Below are 20592 nucleotides of genomic sequence, written 5' to 3' on the forward strand. Positions count from 1 at the left end.
TTGCAGTTGAGGTGTAACTTACGGATTAATCGCTATCTGCGCAATAACTTGCTGATCATTAAGTGCGATAACGCTCAGGGTATTTCCATCCAGCATGCCATAGCTCGCAGGATAACCACCTTTCGGTATGCTGACCGAACCCGGATTAAAGTGATAAATCTCACTGCGCTTTTCAGCAACCGGAATATGAGTATGACCGTAAACCAGGACATCGCCAGCCGCGAGCGCCGGGAGATTATCCGGGCTAAAAAGATGCCCATGGGTCAGGAACAGGCGGCTTTGTTCCAGCAGCACCTGTTGCCATGGCGCGGTAAGGGGAAAATGCAGCAGCATCTGGTCCACTTCGCTGTCGCAGTTGCCGCGAACGGCGATAATGCGCGAGGCATACGGGTTGAGCTTTTCCGCGACCTGCGCAGGGGCGTAGCCCTCCGGCAGCGCGTTGCGCGGGCCGTGATTGAGCACATCCCCCAGAATAATCAGCCACTGCGCGCCGCTTTGAGCAAACAGGGAGAGGACACGCTCGGTAGCGGGCAGCGATCCATGGATATCCGACGCAAACATCAGTTTCATCAGTCACTCCTCGGGAAAACAGACTGCCCCCATCATACCTGAAGCGTCAGGGCTTATCAGCCCGCACGCTTAGCCGAGAGTGCCACATAGCGCTGCACGGAGGCGCGCTGCCACTGAAACGCGGCATAATCCACCAGCAGCTGCGGCACCTCATCGCCGTTGAGGATCAGGCGGTTAAGCATCAACGCCAGATCGGCGTCGGCAATGCACCACTCGCCGAACAGGTTCGGGTTGCCGTGTGCGAGGAGCGAGGTGGCGGTTTCAATCAGTTTTTGCGCACTTTCACGGCCTTCTGCGCTGAGCGCTGGCTTTTTCACCCCGGCAAACACGACGTCCGTTGAGCGTTCCACGCGAATCGGCACCAGATCGCTTCGCAGCCACGCCTGGATCTGCCGCGCCCGCGCGCGTTTTTGCAGGTCGTGAGGATAGATGCGCTCCCACTCGGGCGGCGCGAACCGATCTTCCAGATATTCATCAATCGCCGACGATTCGCTCAGTGCAAAACCGTCAATCTCCAGCACCGGCACGCGTCGGGTCAGGTCGTAGCCCTGCCACTGCGGCTTGAGATGTTCGCCGCCGTCAAGATCGACGGTCTTCAACGTAAAAGTGAGTCCTTTTTCGGCCAGCGCAACGTATACGCTCATAACATAGGGAGAAAAGAAATTCGCATCGGACCACAACGTGATGACGGGCTGGTTCATAACATCCTCATAGGCTGATCGGTTTTTACTCAACATATAATCTCTTTGCCTCGCTGTCACTTGATGAAAACTCACGATTTACAACAACCACCTATACTCATTTGTCATGGCACCACTCTTCGCATGGACAGGAGTTGAGAATGATCGACCTTTATTACGCCCCTACCCCAAACGGCCATAAGATCACCCTCTTTCTTGAAGAAGCCGAGCTGGATTACAGGATCATTCGCGTGGATATCAGCAAAGGCGATCAGTTCAGCCCTCTCTTTCTGGCTATCTCGCCGAATAATAAAATCCCGGCCATTATTGATAACCAGCCGGCGGACGGGGGCAGACCGCTGAGCCTGTTTGAATCCGGTGAAATTTTGCTCTACCTGGCGGAGAAAACCGGCAAACTGCTGAGCGGCGAACTGCGCGAGCGTCACCATACCCTGCAATGGCTCTTCTGGCAGACGAGCGGGCTGGGGCCCATGCTGGGTCAAAACCATCACTTTACCGCTTACGCCCCGCAGCCCATTCCTTATGCGATAGAACGCTATCAGGTTGAGACTCAACGGCTATATGACGTTCTGAACCGTCGTCTGGAGAAAACGCCGTGGCTCGGCGGCGATCATTACAGTATTGCCGATATCGCCTGCTGGCCGTGGGTGAATACGCATGAAAAACACCGCATTGACCTGGCCTCTTACCCGGCGGTGAACAACTGGTTTGAGCGCATTCGAACCCGTCCGGCCACCGAGCGGGCGATGCAAAAAATCCAGCAGATTTAACCCTCTATGAGACTGGGTGCCCGCGAGCCTCTCATGTATGATGAGCAGGAAATACTGACACGGAGAAGACCTGCAATGTCACAGCCAGATGCTGTTATTCGTATAAAAAATTTACGCTTGCGTACCTTCATCGGTATCAAAGAGGAAGAGATCGCCAACCGTCAGGATATTGTCATTAACGTGGTGATTCACTACCCCGCAGACAAAGCGCGGGCCAGCGAAGACATCAACGACGCGCTGAACTACCGCACAATCACCAAAAACATCATTCAGTACGTGGAGAATAACCGCTTCTCTCTGCTGGAAAAATTAACTCAGGATGTGCTCGATATCGCACGCGAACATCACTGGGTCACTTATGCTGAAGTTGAGATCGATAAACTTCACGCCCTGCGCTACGCCGATTCCGTCTCCATGACGTTAAGCTGGCGACGCCAGGCGTAAACCTGGAGGTTGTATGAAGATTTTGCTGACCGGCGGTACAGGCCTGATTGGTCGTCACCTCATTGCGCGTCTGCAGGCCTTGCATCACGACATCACCGTGGTCACGCGCAGCCCGGAGAAAGCGCGCCAGGTGCTGGGGGCGGGTATCGATATCTGGAAAAATCTGGCCGAGCAGCAAAATCTGGACGGCTTCGACGCCGTCATTAACCTCGCGGGTGAACCCATCGCCGATAAGCGCTGGACGGAAGAGCAAAAACAGCTGTTATGCAGCAGCCGGTGGAACATTACCGAAAAGCTGGTCGAGCTGATCCGTAATAGCCACACCCCGCCTTCGGTGCTGATTTCGGGGTCAGCGGTGGGCTATTACGGCGATCTCGGTGAGGTGGTGGTAACTGAGGAAGAGCCGCCCCATAACGAGTTTACCCATAAGCTCTGCGCCCAGTGGGAGCGTATCGCCTCTGCAGCGCAAAGCGATCGTACCCGTGTCTGCCTGCTGCGGACCGGCGTCGTGCTGGCGCCGAAAGGCGGCATTCTGGCAAAGATGCTTCCCCCTTTCAGACTCGGGCTCGGCGGCCCCATCGGCAATGGTCGTCAGTACCTGGCTTGGATCCATATCGACGATATGGTCAACGGTATTCTCTGGCTGCTGGATAACGATCTGCGCGGGCCGTTTAACATGGTTGCGCCGTATCCGGTGCGTAACGAACAGTTTGCCCACGCGCTGGGACATGCCCTGCACCGCCCGGCGATATTGCGCGTGCCTGCCACGGTCATTCGCCTGATGATGGGTGAAGCGTCCGTGCTGGTATTAGGCGGACAGCGGGCGCTGCCAAAACGGCTGGAAGCGACCGGGTTCGCGTTCCGCTGGTATGAATTAGAAGAGGCGCTGGGGGATGTGGTGCGGTGATTATGTTACAGTGACAGGCCATGTACCGAAGAAATGGCGTAACAATGGCAACCATCACCACTCCCCGACTTCACCTCACTCCTTTCGAACCCACCGACTGGGCCTTCTTTCGCTCGCTGCGTGAAGATCGCAGCATCATGCGCTACATGGCCGCCATCGCGCCGGAAAAAGAGACCCGACGCGCGTTTGCCGCACGCCTGATGGCGGAGCATGTCTTCGTGATCCGCACTCTGGAGGACGATACGCCGCTGGGTGATATTGGTCTGCAAATCAGCCCTGAGAATCGTGAAGAGGCCGATATCGGCTATACGGTTGTGCCTGCCGCGCAGGGAAAAGGGATTGCCAGCGAGGCGCTGCGCGCGGTGTGTGATTACGCGTTTAACCAGACCAGCGTGAAAGCGATTAACGCGTACGTACTGGCGGATAACGGCGGTTCGGTGCGGGTGCTTGAGAAAGCGGGGTTTGTACGTACGCAGGTGCTGGAAAAGGCGTATGAGATTAACGGCGTGCGCTATGACGACTGGGTGTATCGGCTGGAGTGCGGTGCGGCCTGAATGCCGGGCGGCACTGCGTTTGCCCGGCCTACGGTTTTTGTAGGCCCGGTAAGCGAAGCGCCACCGGGCGATTGGGCTGCACTGCGGTCTGATGCCCTCTTTACTTCAGAGATCCTTTGAGGAACTGCTGTAAACGCGGGCTTTGCGGGTTCGCCAGCACCTCGTCCGGGTGGCCCTGCTCTTCAATTTTCCCCTGATGCAGGAAAATCACGTGGTTCGAGACGTTACGGGCGAAGCCCATCTCGTGCGTCACCACCACCATCGTTTTGCCCTCTTCGGCCAGCTTCTGCATGATGCGCAGCACTTCGCCAACGAGTTCCGGGTCCAGAGCGGAGGTCGGTTCGTCGAACAGCAGCACCTCCGGTTCCATCGCCAACGCACGCGCGATGGAGACACGCTGCTGCTGACCGCCGGAGAGATGCACCGGGTATTTCATCTGCTGGCGCTCGTCGATACCCACTTTCGCCAGGTATTTCACCGCACGCTCGCGGGCTTCCTGCTTGCTCAGGCCCAGCACCTGAATCGGCGCTTCCATCACGTTCTCCAGCACCGTCATGTGGCTCCAGAGGTTGAAGTGCTGGAACACCATCGTCAGGCGCGTGCGCAGGAGACGCAGCTGGTGTTTATCCGCGACCTTCAGCTGGCCGTCTTTGTCACGGACCAGGTTAATATTCTGCCCGCTCACCACAATCGAGCCTTCGCTCGGCTTTTCGAGGAAGTTGATGCAGCGCAGGAAGGTACTTTTACCCGAGCCGGATGAGCCGATAATACTGATCACGTCGCCTGCATTCGCCTGCAGCGACACCCCTTTCAGCACTTCATGTTCGCCGTAGCGTTTGTGCAAATCAATAACGTTTAATTTGTTCTCAGCCATCATCTTTCTCAGTGCGTCGAAGAAGGTTTTATATGCTGCAACCAGCGTTTTTCAGCCTTACGGAACAGGCTAATCAAAACATAAGAGATAATTAAATAGAGCACCGCCGCAATGCCAAACGCGGTAAACGGCTGATAGGTCGCGGAGTTAATATCGCGCGCTATTTTGAGCAGATCCGGCACCGTCGCGGTAAAGGCGAGCGCGGTGGAGTGCAGCATCAAAATCACTTCGTTACTGTACGCCGGTAACGCGATACGCAGTGCCGACGGCAGAATAATGCAGCGATAAAGCTTCACTGAGGAAAAGCCGTACGCGCGCGCCGCTTCTATTTCACCGTAAGGGACAGAGCGAATTGCCCCCGCGAAAATCTCGGTGGTGTAGGCGCAGGTGTTGAGCGTCAACGCCAGCACCGTACAGTTCAGACCGCTGCGGAAGAACGCATTCAGCATCTCAGTGCCTTTTACGATCTCAAGCGTATACATCCCCGAATAGAACACCAGCAGCTGCACGTACAGCGGCGTACCGCGAAACACGTAGGTAAACAGCCAGATCGGGAACTGGATAAATTTATTGTTCGACACGCGGCCAATGGCAAGAAACACCGCCAGAATGCCGCCCATCACTACGGAGGAGATCAGCAGCCAGAGCGTAATCGCCACGCCGGTAAAGCGGTAGCCATCCGTCCACAGCAGGGATTTCCAGTATTCCTGAATAATCTCAATCACAGGTCAGCCCTCTTCACACCCACGGAGTAGCGACGCTCGAGCAGAAGCAGCACACCATTGGAGACGGTCGTAAAGACCAGATAAATCACGCCGCAGACCACCGCAAAGTAGAACGGCTCCCAGGTGCTCTTGCCCGCCAGCTGAGTCGCTTTCACGACGTCTTCCAGACCGAGCAGCGAGACCAGCGCTGTCGCTTTGAGGATAACCTGCCAGTTGTTGCCGATGCCCGGGAGCGCATAACGCATCATGGCCGGGAACATAATCCGACGAAACGTTTGTGAAGAGGTAAAACCAAATGCGGTTGCCGCCTCAATGTGGCCTTTCGGCACGGCCATGTAGGCACCGCGGAAGGTTTCGGTGAAGTAGGCACCGTAGATAAAACCGAGGGTAATAATACCGGCCACCATCGGGTCGATATCAATTTGTCCCATGCCCATCGCGTCCGTTACGCTGTTCAGCGCAATCTGCAGACCGTAAAAGATAAGCAGCATCAGCACCAGATCGGGAACGCCGCGAATAAGCGTGGTGTAGCCTTCAAAAATTAGCGCCAGCGGTTTGTTAGCCGAAAGCTTCGCCCCTGCGCCTGCCAGACCTATCAGCACCGCCAGCACCACGGAGCTGATAGCCAGCTCAAGGGTGACAAGCGCGCCCTGTAAAATAACGCCAGAAAATCCGTACAGCATACCGCGAGCCCTGTCGTATCGTGAGTGGTGGAACCGTGTCTTATCCCCTCCCGCAGCGGGAGGGGCCGCACGTTATTTGACGGGGCGATTAGCCGCCGTAAACATTAAAATCAAAGTACTTTTTCGCCAGCTTGTCGTAGGTGCCGTCAGCGCGCATTTCAGCAAACGCTTTGTTCAGCGCCTCGCGCAGCTCGTTGTCTTCTTTGCGCAGGCCCATACCGGTGCCCACACCAAACAACTTCACGTCCTTAATGGACGGGCCGCCAAACTTGTAATCTTTACCCACCGGCGTTTTCAGGAAGCCTTCGCTTGCCGCAACTTCATCCTGGAAAGCCGCATCAATTCGGCCTGCCGTCAGGTCAGCGTAGATATTTTCCTGGCCCTGGTACGAGACGATTTCAATCCCCTTCGGCGCCCAGTGTTCGTTGCCGTAGGTTTCCTGCGTGGTGCCCTGCAGCACGCCGACGCGTTTGCCTTTCAGGGACTCCAGCGTTGGCTGAACGTCAGAAGATTTAGCCACCACCAGACGAGAATCGGCCGCGTAGAGTTTGTCGGTGAAGGCAATCTCCTGCTGGCGTTTTTCGGTGATGGAGAGCGAGGACATAATCACGTCGATTTTTTTCGCTTTCAGGGACGGGATCAGCGCATCCAGCGGGTTCTCAACGTAGGTACACTGTGCTTTGATGCGTTTGCACAGCTCGTTAGCCAGATCGATGTCAAAACCGACCAGTTCACCCTTTGAATTCTTCGATTCGAACGGCGCATAGGTTGGATCGGTACCAATCCGAATTTTCTGCGGAATGGCTGCGAATGCCGCGGTGGCGCTGGAAAAGGCCAGCACCAGAGATAGTGACAACACGAGTTTTTTCATATTTGTCCTCAACAAACTGTCTTCATACGGGATTTTTTACGACGACGGGGTGGTGCTAATGTGCCATCAATCCCCTCTGTCAGGCAAAGACTAATGCCCTTCAGGCGGGAATTTTTGCATTATAAATGCGTAAGTATGCACAAAGCGATCCAATACGGTGCAACAAATGCACCGCATTGGGTCAACCGCTCCCGTAACGCACCTTTGCGGTGCGTTAGCGCCAGCTATTATTCACCGTATACGTTGAAGTCGAAGTATTTCTTCGCCAGTTTGTCGTAAGTACCGTCTTTACGCAGCTCTGCAAAGGCTTTGTCGAAGGCGGCTTTCAGCTCGGTATCATCCTTACGCAGGCCAATACCGGTGCCGTCACCAAAGTACTTTTTGTCTTTTACCGACGGGCCCGCAAACGCATAGTCTTTACCCGCAGGCTGTTTCAGGAAGCCTTCGCTCGCGGCGACTTCATCCTGGAATGCGGCATCCAGACGGCCGGCGGCCAGGTCAGAGTAAATCAGATCCTGGTTCTGGTAAGCCACCACGTCTACACCCTTTTCACGCCAGGTGGCATTGGCATAACCTTCCTGAGTCGATCCCTGAAGCACGCCAACATGCTTGCCTTTCAGCGAGTCGATGGTTGGCTTAATCGGGGAACCTTTCGGCGCAATCAGGCGAGAATCCGCGGCGTAGAGCTTGTCAGAGAAGGCAATCTCCTGCTGACGTTTTTCGGTGATGGAGAGAGAAGAGATAATGGCGTCGATTTTCTTGGCTTTCAGCGACGGGATTAACGCGTCAAAGTCGCTGCCCACCCATGTGCATTTCACCGCAATGCGTTTGCACATTTCATTTCCCAGATCGATATCAAACCCCACAAAATCGCCTTTCGCATCCTTGGAAGAGAATGGCGCGTAGGTTGCGTCTGTACCGATACGAACCGTCTGTGGAAGCGCTGCGTAGCTACCTGCTGCCGCACTTAACCCCACGAGCAAAGACAGAGCCAGAACCGTCTTCTTCATACATTTACCCTCAAGTACCGTGATTTTATTATGTATTGTGTTGTGTGTTGTGTTGCAGGCTTCATCTTGCAGGTCTTATGCCACATTGCCGTCTGGTCAAAACTTCGACGTTAAATATGTTAATAAAACGTTGCGATATTGCCTTAATGGTGAAAGATAGCAGGTCTGCCGAACGAACCGGAAAGAGAAAAAGGGAAAAAACGAATTAAATGTCGAGGATATGATCGCCGTTGCATAATTGCCCTGAAACAGGGCAACGTCTCTTTTCATGCACTCTGTTTGTGCACAGAATCAGGCCCCTTGCCAGCGGGTGAAGAGATCTTCAGGCAGGTCGATGTCAAACTGATCCAGCACGCGGTTAACGGTCTGATTAATCACGTCATCCAGCGAGGTTGGGCGATGATAAAACGCCGGTACCGGCGGCATGATGACGGCGCCAAGCTCAGCGGCCTGGGTCATCAAACGCAGGTGGCCGAGGTGCAGCGGCGTTTCCCGCACGCAGAGCACCAGGGGACGACGCTCCTTCAGCACTACATCCGCCGCGCGCGTTACCAGGGTATCGGTATAGCTGTTCACAATGCCGGAGAGCGTTTTAATGGAACAGGGCAGGATAACCATGCCGGCCGTTTTAAACGAGCCTGAGGAGATGCTGGCGGCGATATCACGGGCATCGTGAACCACGTCCGCCAGTGCCTGAACATCGCGCAGGGAGAGATCGGTTTCCAGAGAGAGGGTCTGCCGCGCCGCCTGGCTCATCACCAGATGGGTCTCAACTTCCGCCACGTTACGCAGAACCTGTAACAGACGTACGCCGTAAATCGCGCCGCTGGCGCCGCTAAGCCCAACAATGAGTCGTTTCATGATTTTCGCCCTTACTGATTTCAGGGCAGACTGTGCAGGATTTTGCGGGGAGTTGCAAGTGAGGGCCTTCGCCCTCACCTGCCGGAGCATCAACCTTCGTTGTGCATCTCTAAACTTTCAAGATCGTTCTGCATCTGAACGGCTTTCGCATCGTCGTTGCGCAGAGAATCAAGATAGTCGAGGTACTGCTGGTCAACGTCTTTGGTCACGTAAATACCGTTGAACACGGAGCATTCAAACTGCTGAATTTCCGGGTTCTCGGCACGCACCGCATCGATGAGATCGTTCAGATCCTGGAAAATCAGGCCGTCGGCACCAATGATCTGCCGAATTTCATCCACTTCACGCCCGTGAGCGATCAGCTCGTTGGCGGTTGGCATATCGATGCCGTACACGTTCGGGAAGCGAATCTCCGGCGCAGCAGAGGCCAGGTAGACTTTCTTCGCACCCGCTTCGCGCGCCATCTCGATAATCTGCTCAGAGGTGGTGCCGCGAACGATGGAGTCATCCACCAGCAGAACGTTCTTGTCGCGGAATTCCGCGCGGTTGGCGTTCAGCTTGCGGCGCACGGACTTACGGCGCAGATGCTGGCCCGGCATGATAAAGGTGCGGCCAACGTAGCGGTTCTTCACGAAGCCCTGACGGTATGGCTTGTCCAGAATACGGGCGATCTCCAGCGCGATATCGCAGGAGGTTTCCGGGATAGGAATAACCACGTCGATGTCGAGATCGTCCCACTCGCGGGCAATCTTCTCGCCCAGCTTCGTGCCCATGTTGACGCGCGCGCTGTAGACGGAAATCTTGTCGATGAAGGAATCCGGGCGGGCAAAGTAAACGTATTCAAACAGGCACGGGTTGCTGACCGGGTTATCGGCACACTGGCGGGTAAACAGCTGGCCCTTCTCGGTAATATAGACCGCTTCGCCAGGCGCAACGTCACGCAGGAACTCGAAGCCCAGGGTATCCAGCGCCACGCTTTCAGAGGCAACCATATATTCGGTACGGCCATCGCCGAGGTCACGTTTGCCGAGCACCAGAGGACGAATGCCGTTTGGATCGCGGAAGGCGACCATGCCGTGACCGATGATCATCGCTACGCAGGCGTACGCGCCGCGGATCTGGCGGTTTGTCGCGGCAATCGCAGCAAAGATGTTGTCTGCTTCCAGCGGGTAGTGACGGAAGTTATCCAGCTCGCTGGCGAACACATTGAGCAGGATTTCAGAATCAGAGGTGGTGTTAATGTGGCGACGTTTCTCTTCGAACAGCTTTTTACGCAGCTCATGCGCGTTGGTCAGGTTGCCGTTATGAGCAAGGGTGATGCCATACGGTGAGTTGACGTAGAAAGGCTGTGCCTCAGAGGCGCTGGAACTGCCAGCAGTAGGATAACGAACGTGACCGATCCCCATATTACCTTGCAGACGCTGCATATGGCGGGCTTCAAACACATCGTTTACCAGGCCATTCGCCTTGCGTAAACGGAAGCAGTTGTTTGCATCAATGGTGATGATACCCGCAGCATCCTGCCCACGGTGCTGAAGCACCGTTAACGCGTCATAAATCGACTGGTTTACCGGCATGAAACCGGCGATACCGACAATACCGCACATTCGTCTTTTCCTCGTTAAGCCACATCTCAGGGTTTATGCCCTGGGCAAAAAACTCGACGAGCTTTGCAGATAGTCAAAGAACCATCTGATGATGAAGCTGAACTCTGGAATGAGCTGCGATTTCTGCCAGTCTTCGCTTTTGGAGAACCCGGTGAAGGTATCCAGGAAGAACAGGATCGCGGCCACAATCAGCACGCCTCGTAACGCCCCGAAACAGATCCCGAGCACCCTGTCCGTTCCTGACAGACCGGTTTTCTCGACCAGCTGACCTATCACGTAATTCACGATAGCGCCGACAATCAGCGTTGCGATAAACAGCACCGCGATAGCGATTCCATTTCGGACCAGTTCATCTTCAAAGCCCGTGAACCAGACAGACAGGTAAGTGTAGTAATGACTGGCGACAAAGAAAGCACAACCCCAGGTCACCAGCGATAACGCTTCACGAACAAAGCCACGGATCAGGCTAACCAGACAGGAAAAACCAATCACCGCAATGATGGCGTAATCAATCCAGACCATATATGTCCCACGATTTAACGCCCTGTCATCCAGTTCGGGGCGAATTCTAACAGAAAAAGAAAACGTTTGCGTAGGGATTTCCTTCCCGCGCGTAAATAAAAAAGGCGCTGAAAAAATGTTCAACGCCGTTGGCTCATTACGTCTCTTTGGACGTCTGCCATTCCCCCTCCCCCCAGCCCTCTCCATCAAGGGAGAGGGAGCAAACCATCCCCTCGCCCCTCTGGGGAGAGGGTTAGGGTGAGGGGTAGATCTTATCAGTTCGCGCTGTAGCCCATCACCACACCGCTCAGGCCGGAGATCTGCTTCAGCTCACCGAGCGAACCTTTAAGCTTGTCTTTGGACGCTTCTGGCCCCACGAGGATACGGGTAATTTTACCCTGCACCGGCGTGGAAGGTGAAGTGTAAACACGATATCCCGCACTGCGCAGTTTGCTCACGACCTCGTTGACCTTATCGGCGTTTTTCAGTGCGCCGAGCTGAACAACGTACGCTTTTCCGGTCGGCGCCGCGTCTTGTTTTGCCGGCGGTGGGGTTTCTGACGCGGCAGCCAGCTGCTCTGCGGCTTTATCCCGCTGCGGTTTCGGCTGCGGCTTCTCAACCGGCTTCGGTTTTTCAACAGGTTTAGGCTGCTCTACCGGCACCGGATCGATATCGCTGTTGCTGGCTGCCGCCAGGCGTGACGGATCGAGCGACGGTGCGGCGGCATCGCCTGCACGCACCTCTTCCGCCGCCCCTTCCGGAGGCTGAGCAGGCAGCGCCTGCGTCGCCGCTGGCAGCATATCCGGCTCATCGCGGTCACCCGGTTTCGGCACCAGCGGAATAGCGGCAAACTCGTCCTGATAATGCTTTTTCTGCCCGTCGAGCAGACCCGGGAGAATAATCACCCCGAGCGCGACCAGCACAATGGTTCCTGTTAAACGGTTCTGAAACTTACTCGCCACCGGTTCTCCCCGCGTCCATCACTTCCATGACATGTGCCACCGTGTGGAATGACCCACACACCAGCACGGTATCTTCTGGTTTAGCATCCGTCATCGCGGCATGCCAGGCCTGAGCCACGCTACTGTAGATTGCGCCTTTGCCGAGATGTTCCATCAGCTGCTCAGCCGTCGCGCCGCGCGGCCCCTCCAGAGGAGCACAATACCAGCTATCGACCACACTCTCCATGCAGGCCAGCGTCCCGCCGATATCTTTATCATGAAGCATACCGATAACCGCCAGCACGCGCCCGGTTTTTGGTAACGATTTGAGACGTCCCGCGAGATACGCCGCCGCATGCGGGTTATGCGCCACGTCCAGAATCAGGCGCGGTGACTCGCTGACAATCTGGAAACGCCCGGGCAGAATTGCGTTCTGAATGCCGTCGCGGATCTCCTGCTCGCCGACCGCGAGGCCGCTGGCGCGCAGTGCCGCCAGCGCGGTTGCCGCGTTCGGCTGCGGCACCTGCGGCAGCGGCAGGTTGTCCAGCGCGCCCTGCGCATCGCTAAAGCGCCAGACGTTTTCCTGAACCTCATACAGCCAGTCAACGCCGCGGCGCAGCAGACGCGCGCCCTTCTCGTTTGCCACGTCAGCAATGGTGTACGGCATATCCGGCTCGCCGACCACGGCGGGCTTATTTGCGCGAAAAATACCGGCCTTCTCGCGGCCAATGCTTTCACGATCCGGGCCCAGCCAGTCGATATGGTCCAGCGCGATACTGGTGACTACCGCCACGTCCGCATCCACCATATTGGTCGCATCAAGACGTCCGCCCAACCCTACTTCCAGGATCACCACATCCAGCTGCGCCTGTTTGAACAGCCACAGCGCCGACAGGGTGCCGTATTCAAAATAGGTTAATGAGATTTCGCCGCGCGCGGCTTCAATTTCCGCGAACGACGCCGTATGCGCCGATTCTGGCAGCTCGCTGTTCTGCACGCGAACGCGCTCGGTATAGCGGACCAGGTGTGGAGAGCTGTACACGCCAACTTTGTAACCCGCGGCCATCAGGACAGATTCCAGCGTGCGGCAGGTAGTGCCTTTACCGTTGGTGCCCGCGACGGTGAACACGAAAGGTGCCGGTTTGAGCACATCAAGACGCGCGGCGACCTGGCTTACGCGCTCAAGCCCCATATCGATGGTTTTACTGTGCAGGTTTTCCAGATAAGAAAGCCACGCGGCCAGGGGCGACGTGGCTTGGGGAATGCTTTTATTTTCCATAATGCCCGGTTGTCATTAACAGATTAGAAAGCAAAAGGGCAGCGCCAACCGGCCCTGCCCTTTTCAGTTATCAGGCCTCGGGTTCCTGATCCGGTACCACCACGCCTTCGCGCGGCTCATCCGGGTTTGGCGCTGGCAGATTCATCAGCTTCGCCAGGATGCTCGCCAGCTTCAGGCGCATTTCCGGACGGCGGACGATCATATCGATAGCGCCTTTCTCAATGAGGAACTCACTGCGCTGGAAGCCCGGCGGCAGCTTTTCACGAACGGTCTGCTCGATAACGCGAGGCCCCGCAAAGCCGATCAGCGCTTTTGGCTCAGCGATGTTCAGATCGCCCAGCATCGCGAAGCTCGCGGAGACGCCGCCCATGGTTGGGTCGGTCAGCACGGAGATGTACGGAAGACCGCGCTCCTGCATTTTCGCCAGCGCAGCAGAGGTTTTCGCCATCTGCATCAGCGACATCAGCGCTTCCTGCATACGCGCGCCGCCGGAGGCAGAGAAGCAGATCAGCGGACAGTTATCTTCCAGCGCCTGCTCAACGGCACGCACGAAGCGCGCACCAACCACGGAGCCCATAGAGCCGCCCATAAAGGCGAACTCAAACGCAGCGGCAACAACCGGCATCTCGTGCAGGGTGCCTTTCATGACGATCAGCGCGTCTTTCTCGCCGGTCTCTTTCTGAGCAGAGGCCAGACGATCTTTGTATTTTTTGGAATCGCGGAACTTCAGCACGTCTTTTGGCTCGAGTTCGCTACCCAGCTCTACCAGAGAGCCTTCGTCCAGCAGGCTATGCAGGCGGTTGCGCGCCGACATACGCATATGGTGGTCACACTTCGGACACACCTCAAGGTTGCGCTCCAGCTCTGCGCGATACAGAACCTGACCGCAGCTATCACACTTCGTCCATACCCCTTCAGGAATGCTCGCTTTGCGCGTTGGGGTAATGTTGCTTTTAATTCGTTCAATCCAGCTCATTGATAACCTTTCTGCCTGAACCTGGTCGTATGCCAGTTTTGCTATAAGAGGCGAATAATGCCATTTTTGCCTCCAACAGACCATGAATGTTGCACATTAAAACATAACAGCCCGAAACTTTGGATAAAAAAGTGGTCGAACCGCCAGCGTGCATTTACTTCGCTTGTTTTGCCGCCGCACGTTTGTGACGAATGATTTCGATAACGCCCGGCAGTACGGAAAGCACAATAATCGCTACAATCAGCAACTTAAGGTTTTCCTGAACGATCGGAAGATCGCCAAACAGGTAGCCTGCATAGGTAAACAGCAGGACCCACAGCAGCGCGCCAATCACGTTGTATGCCGCAAAATGACGATAGGACATATGCCCCATTCCCGCCACAAACGGTGCAAATGTGCGCACAATAGGCACAAAACGCGCAAGGATAATGGTTTTTCCGCCATGGCGTTCATAGAACGCATGGGTTTTGTCTAAATAGCTGCGACGGAAAATTTTCGAATCAGGATTGCTGAAAAGCCGCTCACCGAATACCCGTCCAATCGTATAGTTGACCGCATCACCGGCAATAGCGGCAATCACCATCAGCACAACCATAAGATGCACGTTCAGATCGTTAGTGGGTAACGCCGATAGCGCCCCGGCAACGAACAGCAGTGAATCCCCCGGCAGGAATGGGGTAACGACCAGACCGGTTTCACAAAACAGAATGAGGAACAGAATGGCGTAAACCCAGACGCCATACTGCGCGACCAGCTCCGCCAGGTGAACATCAATGTGCAGAATGAAATCAATCAAAAAACGAATTACGTCCATATTGTCTAAGCCCTAATTGCACCTTTGTTTAGTCCGCTAAAAACAGCGGGCCCATTGGCGGTTTCGGCAGGTCAAATCGATCCGGATAGTCTACTGAGACCAGATACAATCCTTCCGCTTTCGCCGTGGCTGCCGCAAGCGTTCTGTCCTTCGCTGCCAGCAGGTCTGCAATCCAGCTCTCCGGCTGGTGTCCGGCACCCACTTCCATCAGGCTGCCCACAATATTCCGAACCATATGATGTACAAAGGCATTGGCTTTGATATCCACCACCACATACGCGCCAAAACGGCTGACGTTTATGTGCATGACGTTGCGCCACGGCGTGCGGGACTGACACTGCACCGCACGAAACGACGTAAAGTCATTTTCACCAATCAGACACTGCGCCGCGCGATGCATACGCTCCGCATCAAGCGGTTCATAAAAATGCGTCACGCCCTGGCTTAACACCGCCGGGCGCAGGCGCTGGTTGTAGATGACATACCGGTAGCGACGCGCCGTGGCGCTGAAGCGCGCGTGAAAATCATCCGGCACAGCTTTTACCCAACGCACCGCAATGTCACCAGGCAAATTCGCATTTACACCCAGGGTCCAGGCAGCATCCTTACGCACGGCAGTGGTTTCAAAGTGAACCACCTGCCCCGTACCGTGAACACCCGCGTCCGTACGTCCTGCGCACAGGACGTTAATCGGCTCGTTTGCTACCTGAGAGAGCGCTTTTTCCAGCTTTTCCTGGACGCTGCGCACCTCGTTCTGACGCTGCCAGCCATAATATTTACTGCCATCGTACTCAATTCCGAGGGCAATTCTATGGACCGGCTTTTGTTCCACGTCTGACATCAGTACAGGTACTCCTGCACCAGTTTTTCAGCGATCTTGACCGCCATCAGCGCGCCGCCGAAGCGGACGTTGTCGGCAACGGACCAGAACTGAACCTGTTCCGGCATGCCGTAATCGTTACGCACGCAGCCAACGGAAAGATGCGCGCTGCCGGTGGCATCGCCAACCTGGGTCGGGAACTCGCTCTCTTCAGAGAGCACGATGTCTTCACCACGGCCAAACGCGTCGCGCGCCTCTTCTGCCGCCAGCGGACGCAGGGCTTCAAAGCCAACCATCTGCGCGTGGCCGTAGAAGACCGGGGACTGCACGACGTTCGCGGAGATCATCAGGCCATCATCCTGCAGAATTTTACGCACTTCATCGACGATGCGGCGCTCTTCGCGCACGGAGCCCTCGCGGTCCGGCAGCAGTGGCAGCATATTGAACGCCAGCTGGCGGCCAAAGAAATCATCTTCATCAATCGGGATACCGTTCAGGAGCTTCGCGCTCTGCCCGGCCAGCGCGTCAACGGCCTTTTTACCGTTCGCGGATGCGGAGAGCAGGCTGGTGACGGTAATGCGCGACAGGCCGCCGTCGTCGATCAGCGGCTTCAGGGCGGTCAGCAGCTGGCTGGTCAGGCTGTTCGGAACCGCAATGACGTTACGGTTGCGGTAGTCAGCCAGCACAAACGGGTTCACGTCCGGCACCACCAGCGGCACATCCGGCTCCATTGAGAACAGACCGCTCAGGTCGATCACCAGGCAGCCTGCGTTAGTTGCCTCTTCAACGTACGCAGCAGTCGCTTCAGCGCCCGCGGCGAAAAACGCCAGCTGCGCCTGCGTCCAGTCGAACGCGGCCGCATCCTGGACCATGACGGATTTACCGTTAAAACGCAGATGCTCACCTGCGCTGTCGGTACGGGCCAGCGCATAGATATCGCCCACCGGGAACTGACGCTCAGCAAGGGTTTCGAGCAGGGCTTCGCCCACGGCACCCGTGGCACCTAAAATGGCAATGTTCCAGCCTTCAGACATGGTGGTTTACTCCAGAAATAAAAAAGCGTCCCTGCCGGAGTATCCGACAGGGAGCATTAAGAAGACATTAACGTGCCGGGTGATGAACGGCGTTAAATCCCAGCTTATGCAGCAGCGTCGCCGCCGACGCGTCGTCGCACATTACATACAGGGAAGACCACTCGCGGCGCTCAACGTAGTTCTTGCGCAGCTTATCAAACTCACCCGGGATCCCCGCCACTTTACGCAGCAGCGCATCATCGCGGCGCACATCATACACCAAATGCACCAGCCTTTTCAGCGTTGCCTGATCGAGCGGACCGTGCAGGGTAATGCGGCCAAATTCAGGCGCGGGGAGTAAGGTATCCAGCGCTACCTGCTGCGGATGGCCGATAAAAGCGCTGTAGGCCTCGAAGACCTGCGTCGTACCGCGCGCTTTCCCCTCTAGGGTATAACCAGCGATATGTGCCGTGCCCACGTCCACCTTGTTAAGCAACTCAACGTTGAGATCCGGCTCCGGCTCCCAGACGTCCAGCACCACGCTGAGGTCTTGTCCTTCATTCAGACATCTCAGCAGCGCGGCGTTATCTACGACCGGACCCCGGCAGGCATTTATCAGAATAGTGCCAGCCTTCAGACGACGGATCAGCGCCTCGTCTGCAAGATGCAGCGACTTATACGGCCCCTCTTTAAACAGCGGGGTGTGGAACGTCAGCACGTCACACTGTTCGACCAGCTCGTCCAGCGAGCGGAAATCGCCCTCATCGCCGTTGTCTTTGCGCGGCGGATCGCACAGCAGCGTGCGGATCCCTAACGCTTCAAAGCGCTTTTGCAGGCGTCCGCCGACGTTACCCACGCCGACAATCCCCACGGTGCGGTCTTTCAGCGCAAACCCGTCGCGCTCGGCCAGCATCAGCAGCGAGGAGAAAACGTATTCCACAACGGCAATGGCGTTGCAGCCCGGCGCGGCGGAAAAACCGATTCCAGCCTGCTTCAGCCACTTATCATCCACATGATCGGTCCCTGCCGTTGCGGTTCCGACAAACTTAATCGCTTTACCGGCAAGCAACGCCTCATTTACCTTGGTCACCGAGCGCACCATCAGCGCGTCTGCGTCATCCAGTTCGTTGACCGGGATCGGGCGACCAGGGACAGCCTTAACGTTACCCAGGCGGCTAAACAGCTCACGGGCATAAGGCATATTTTCATCAACGAGGATTTTCACGTCTGAGTACCTGTTTGAGAGGAAGAAAACCTGTCAAGTGTGCCATAATCTGGCCGCCAGGCATATACGTATACCTGGTTTACGCTGAGTTTTGACTTTAAGGATTTTTGACGATGCAGCCCATTTCAGGTACGCCGCCACGCCCTCCGGGTGAAGGCCCCGTCACGCCAAACGTTGCCGGTGAACAACCGCTATCCACGCAACAGCGCACCGTGCTGGAGCGACTGATCACGCGCCTGATTGCGCTGACTTCACAGCAAAACGCGGAAGTCTGGGCCGGGGTTAAGCATGATCTAGGCGTGAGGAACGACGCACCGCTGCAGTCGCGTCATTTCCCTGCTGCCGAGCAAAACCTGAACCAGCGTATCAATAACGCGCAGCAGAACCATACCACGCGCCAGATTGTTGCTCAGCTGACGGAGCTGCTGGGCCAGGGCAACAACCGCCAGGCGGTGAGTGATTTTATTCGCCAGCAGTATGGTCAGACCGCGCTGGGGCAGCTGACGCCCGACCAGCTCAAAACCGTGCTGACCCTGCTGCAGAACAACGAGCTGTCGATTCCGCAGCCTCAGGTGCGTCCGGCGACCGAGCGTTCGCTGCTGCCCGCCGAGCACAACACGCTCAAGCAGATGGTGACAAAGCTGGCTGCGGCTACCGGCGAACCGACGAAGCTTATCTGGCAATCCATGCTGGAGCTGTCCGGCGTGAAGGCGGGTGAGCTGATCCCGGCCAAACAGTTTACTCATCTGGTGACCTGGCTCCAGGCGCGCCAGACGCTTAGCAGCCAGAATGCCCCTACCCTGCATACCATCCAGGCGGCACTGAAGCAGCCGCTTGAGCCGCATGAGCTCGACGTGATTCGGGATTACGCCCAGCAAAACTGGCAGGCCACGCCGCAAACGGTACTGACCACCGCGCAGGTGCAGGATCTGCTCAATCAAATCTTCGTTCGTCGCGCCGAGCGTGAAGGCAGCGTGCCGGAGGTGAGAAACATTCAGCCGATCTACAGCCCGCTGTTTGCGCCGGTCGTCGAGACGTTCAGGACGCTCTCTGCGCGTCCGGGGTTGATGTTTATTGCGCTACTGATTGCACTGGCGATTTTCTGGCTGGTTGCCTGAGGTTTTGCCCGGTGGCGCGGCGCTTACCGGGCCTACAACGGCTCGAATCGTAGGCCGGGTAAGGCGCAGCCGCCACCCGGCAACAACGGCTCAAGTCCTGCGAAACGCCACCAGCGTCACCACGATCCCCACCACCGCAGAAACCGCACCGGCCAGGAAGACGGACGGATAACCAAACGAGGTGGCTAACACCCCGGCCAGCGGTCCGGTTACCCCGTATGAGATATCCTGAAACGCCGCATAGCCGCCCAGCGCCGTACCGCGCACCTGCGGGGCCACGCGCTTCACCACTTCAACGCCCAGCGCCGGGAAGATCAGGGAACAGCCGCAGCCGGTCAGCGCCGCGCCAAGCAGCGCAACGGACGCCACGGGTGCATTCCACAGCAGCAGCAGACCCACGGTCTCTATCATCAGCGACGCTACCGCGACCTTCACGCCGCCGAAGCGATCCGGCATCCAGCCAAAAAGCACGCGCATCAGCACAAATGCGCCGCCAAACGCGGTAAGCGTAAAACCGGCCATCGCCCAGCCGCGGCTCATAAAATAGAGCGAGACGAAGGTACCAATCACCGCAAAACCCACGCCCTGCAGCGCCAGTCCAAGACCCGGCTGCCAGATCTGACCGACCACGCTCCACAGGGAAGGACGCTCGCCTTTGTGCGCGGGCACCTTTCGCACCGAGCCGTTAAACGCCCACGCTAGCAGGGGTAAAACCATCGTGGTGGCGGCCAGCGCCGCAAATCCAAACTGGCTATTAATCAGCAGCCCAAGCGGTGCGCCTGCGGCCAGCGCGCCATAGATGGCCATGCCGTTCCAGGACATCACCTTGCCGGAGCGTGCCGGCCCCACCAGACCCATTCCCCAGGTCAGGGTGCCGGTCAGCAGCTGGCTTTCACCAAAGCCAAGGATTAAACGGCCCAGCACCAGCAGCGCAAATTTATACGCGGCGTCTACCGGCAGCAGAGCAGCCAGCAGCCATGCGCCGCCCGCCAGCCCACAGGCAAACATCCCCTGTAATGCCGAACGTTTTGCACCGTGCTGATCCGCCAGCCGTCCGGCGTAACCGCGGGTTAATACCGTGGCTAAAAACTGAATGCCCACGGCAATGCCGACCATGGTGTTGCCATAGCCCAGTTCCTGATGAACGAACAGCGGGATCACCGGCAGCGGCAGGCCAACGGTCATATAGGTTAGAAATACCGCAAAAGCGATGCGGAACAGCGAGATGTTCCCGGACGTGGCGTTTTTTTCTGAGGTTGCGGCCGTCATGCATAACTCCGAATTCAGGCATAAAAAAAGGGAGCCATCAGGCTCCCTTCTACTATACA

General features: G+C 56.6%; 23 protein-coding genes. 5 read left to right on the forward strand and 18 right to left on the reverse strand.

Features of this window, described 5'->3' with window-relative positions; genetic code table 11:
* Positions 1-18 precede the first annotated feature (18 nt).
* Together yfcE and yfcF are read right to left on the reverse strand one after the other, a co-directional pair.
* A complete protein-coding gene (gene yfcE, locus GVO84_RS15715; protein ID WP_159514619.1) occupies positions 19-570 on the reverse strand; it encodes a phosphodiesterase in 552 nt (183 codons plus the stop codon).
* 56 nt (positions 571-626) lie between these two features.
* Positions 627-1271, reverse strand: coding sequence for a glutathione transferase (gene yfcF, locus GVO84_RS15720; RefSeq protein WP_032643441.1), 645 nt, complete (start codon positions 1269-1271; stop codon positions 627-629).
* Between the two features lie 140 nt (positions 1272-1411).
* Between yfcF and yfcG the strand changes: the two genes are divergently transcribed.
* The 4 genes from yfcG (at position 1412) to GVO84_RS15740 (ending at position 3946) form a co-directional block, all read left to right on the forward strand.
* Positions 1412-2041: a GSH-dependent disulfide bond oxidoreductase gene (yfcG, locus tag GVO84_RS15725; RefSeq protein ID WP_032659188.1), complete on the forward strand. Its 630-nt coding sequence runs from the start codon at positions 1412-1414 to the stop codon at positions 2039-2041.
* 75 nt (positions 2042-2116) lie between these two features.
* A complete protein-coding gene (gene folX, locus GVO84_RS15730; protein ID WP_023336419.1) occupies positions 2117-2485 on the forward strand; it encodes a dihydroneopterin triphosphate 2'-epimerase in 369 nt (122 codons plus the stop codon).
* A gap of 13 nt (positions 2486-2498) precedes the next feature.
* Complete coding sequence (locus GVO84_RS15735) at positions 2499-3392, forward strand: TIGR01777 family oxidoreductase (RefSeq protein WP_159514620.1); 894 nt, start codon at positions 2499-2501, stop codon at positions 3390-3392.
* A gap of 44 nt (positions 3393-3436) precedes the next feature.
* Complete coding sequence (locus tag GVO84_RS15740; protein WP_159514621.1) at positions 3437-3946, forward strand: GNAT family N-acetyltransferase; 510 nt, start codon at positions 3437-3439, stop codon at positions 3944-3946.
* 100 nt (positions 3947-4046) lie between these two features.
* Here GVO84_RS15740 and hisP read toward each other — a convergent pair whose 3' ends face one another.
* From hisP to pdxB, 15 genes are all read right to left on the reverse strand, one after another.
* Complete coding sequence (hisP, locus tag GVO84_RS15745) at positions 4047-4820, reverse strand: histidine ABC transporter ATP-binding protein HisP (RefSeq protein WP_023312558.1); 774 nt, start codon at positions 4818-4820, stop codon at positions 4047-4049.
* Positions 4821-4828: 8 nt separating this feature from the next.
* Positions 4829-5545, reverse strand: coding sequence for an ABC transporter permease (locus tag GVO84_RS15750; protein WP_008502590.1), 717 nt, complete (start codon positions 5543-5545; stop codon positions 4829-4831).
* Positions 5542-6228: a histidine ABC transporter permease HisQ gene (locus GVO84_RS15755; RefSeq protein WP_014832782.1), complete on the reverse strand. Its 687-nt coding sequence runs from the start codon at positions 6226-6228 to the stop codon at positions 5542-5544. Before GVO84_RS15755 ends, GVO84_RS15750 begins: the two co-directional genes overlap by 4 nt.
* A gap of 88 nt (positions 6229-6316) precedes the next feature.
* Positions 6317-7099, reverse strand: coding sequence for a histidine ABC transporter substrate-binding protein HisJ (gene hisJ / locus GVO84_RS15760; RefSeq protein WP_024908950.1), 783 nt, complete (start codon positions 7097-7099; stop codon positions 6317-6319).
* A gap of 227 nt (positions 7100-7326) precedes the next feature.
* The gene (gene argT / locus GVO84_RS15765) at positions 7327-8109 is read right to left on the reverse strand and encodes a lysine/arginine/ornithine ABC transporter substrate-binding protein ArgT (protein WP_023312560.1); all 783 of its coding nucleotides are present in this window, start codon (positions 8107-8109) and stop codon (positions 7327-7329) included.
* Positions 8110-8400: 291 nt separating this feature from the next.
* Positions 8401-8970 carry a UbiX family flavin prenyltransferase gene (locus GVO84_RS15770; protein WP_047346638.1) on the reverse strand — a complete coding sequence of 190 codons (570 nt, stop codon included), beginning with the start codon at positions 8968-8970 and terminating at the stop codon, positions 8401-8403.
* An 89-nt stretch (positions 8971-9059) separates the two neighbouring features.
* Positions 9060-10577, reverse strand: coding sequence for an amidophosphoribosyltransferase (gene purF, locus GVO84_RS15775; RefSeq protein ID WP_024908947.1), 1518 nt, complete (start codon positions 10575-10577; stop codon positions 9060-9062).
* A gap of 33 nt (positions 10578-10610) precedes the next feature.
* On the reverse strand, positions 10611-11099 hold the full coding sequence (gene cvpA, locus GVO84_RS15780; protein ID WP_000262116.1) for a colicin V production protein: 489 nt from the start codon (positions 11097-11099) through the stop codon (positions 10611-10613).
* Positions 11100-11353: 254 nt separating this feature from the next.
* Positions 11354-12040 carry a cell division protein DedD gene (dedD, locus tag GVO84_RS15785; protein ID WP_063145402.1) on the reverse strand — a complete coding sequence of 229 codons (687 nt, stop codon included), beginning with the start codon at positions 12038-12040 and terminating at the stop codon, positions 11354-11356.
* On the reverse strand, positions 12030-13298 hold the full coding sequence (gene folC / locus GVO84_RS15790; RefSeq protein WP_159514622.1) for a bifunctional tetrahydrofolate synthase/dihydrofolate synthase: 1269 nt from the start codon (positions 13296-13298) through the stop codon (positions 12030-12032). Before folC ends, dedD begins: the two co-directional genes overlap by 11 nt.
* A gap of 70 nt (positions 13299-13368) precedes the next feature.
* Positions 13369-14274 carry an acetyl-CoA carboxylase, carboxyltransferase subunit beta gene (gene accD / locus GVO84_RS15795; RefSeq protein ID WP_023336427.1) on the reverse strand — a complete coding sequence of 302 codons (906 nt, stop codon included), beginning with the start codon at positions 14272-14274 and terminating at the stop codon, positions 13369-13371.
* A 154-nt stretch (positions 14275-14428) separates the two neighbouring features.
* Positions 14429-15088 carry a DedA family protein gene (locus GVO84_RS15800; protein ID WP_159514623.1) on the reverse strand — a complete coding sequence of 220 codons (660 nt, stop codon included), beginning with the start codon at positions 15086-15088 and terminating at the stop codon, positions 14429-14431.
* Between the two features lie 28 nt (positions 15089-15116).
* Positions 15117-15929: a tRNA pseudouridine(38-40) synthase TruA gene (gene truA, locus GVO84_RS15805; protein ID WP_023312566.1), complete on the reverse strand. Its 813-nt coding sequence runs from the start codon at positions 15927-15929 to the stop codon at positions 15117-15119.
* Positions 15929-16942 carry an aspartate-semialdehyde dehydrogenase gene (locus GVO84_RS15810; protein ID WP_039263237.1) on the reverse strand — a complete coding sequence of 338 codons (1014 nt, stop codon included), beginning with the start codon at positions 16940-16942 and terminating at the stop codon, positions 15929-15931. The genes truA and GVO84_RS15810 overlap by 1 nt, the downstream gene beginning before the upstream one ends.
* A gap of 67 nt (positions 16943-17009) precedes the next feature.
* Positions 17010-18146 (reverse strand): 4-phosphoerythronate dehydrogenase PdxB, encoded by a 1137-nt coding sequence (pdxB, locus tag GVO84_RS15815; RefSeq protein ID WP_159514624.1) that lies wholly within the window; start codon positions 18144-18146, stop codon positions 17010-17012.
* A 113-nt stretch (positions 18147-18259) separates the two neighbouring features.
* On the opposite strand from pdxB, the gene flk reads away from it, so the two are divergent.
* Positions 18260-19264: a flagella biosynthesis regulator Flk gene (flk, locus tag GVO84_RS15820; RefSeq protein ID WP_159514625.1), complete on the forward strand. Its 1005-nt coding sequence runs from the start codon at positions 18260-18262 to the stop codon at positions 19262-19264.
* Positions 19265-19354: 90 nt separating this feature from the next.
* On the opposite strand, the gene GVO84_RS15825 is transcribed toward flk, so the two are convergent.
* On the reverse strand, positions 19355-20533 hold the full coding sequence (locus GVO84_RS15825) for an MFS transporter (protein WP_159514626.1): 1179 nt from the start codon (positions 20531-20533) through the stop codon (positions 19355-19357).
* Positions 20534-20592 lie beyond the last annotated feature (59 nt).

It is taken from the genome of Enterobacter sp. SM3, assembly GCF_009811935.2.
In the GTDB taxonomy this organism is placed as follows: Bacteria; Pseudomonadota; Gammaproteobacteria; order Enterobacterales; family Enterobacteriaceae; genus Enterobacter; species Enterobacter asburiae_D.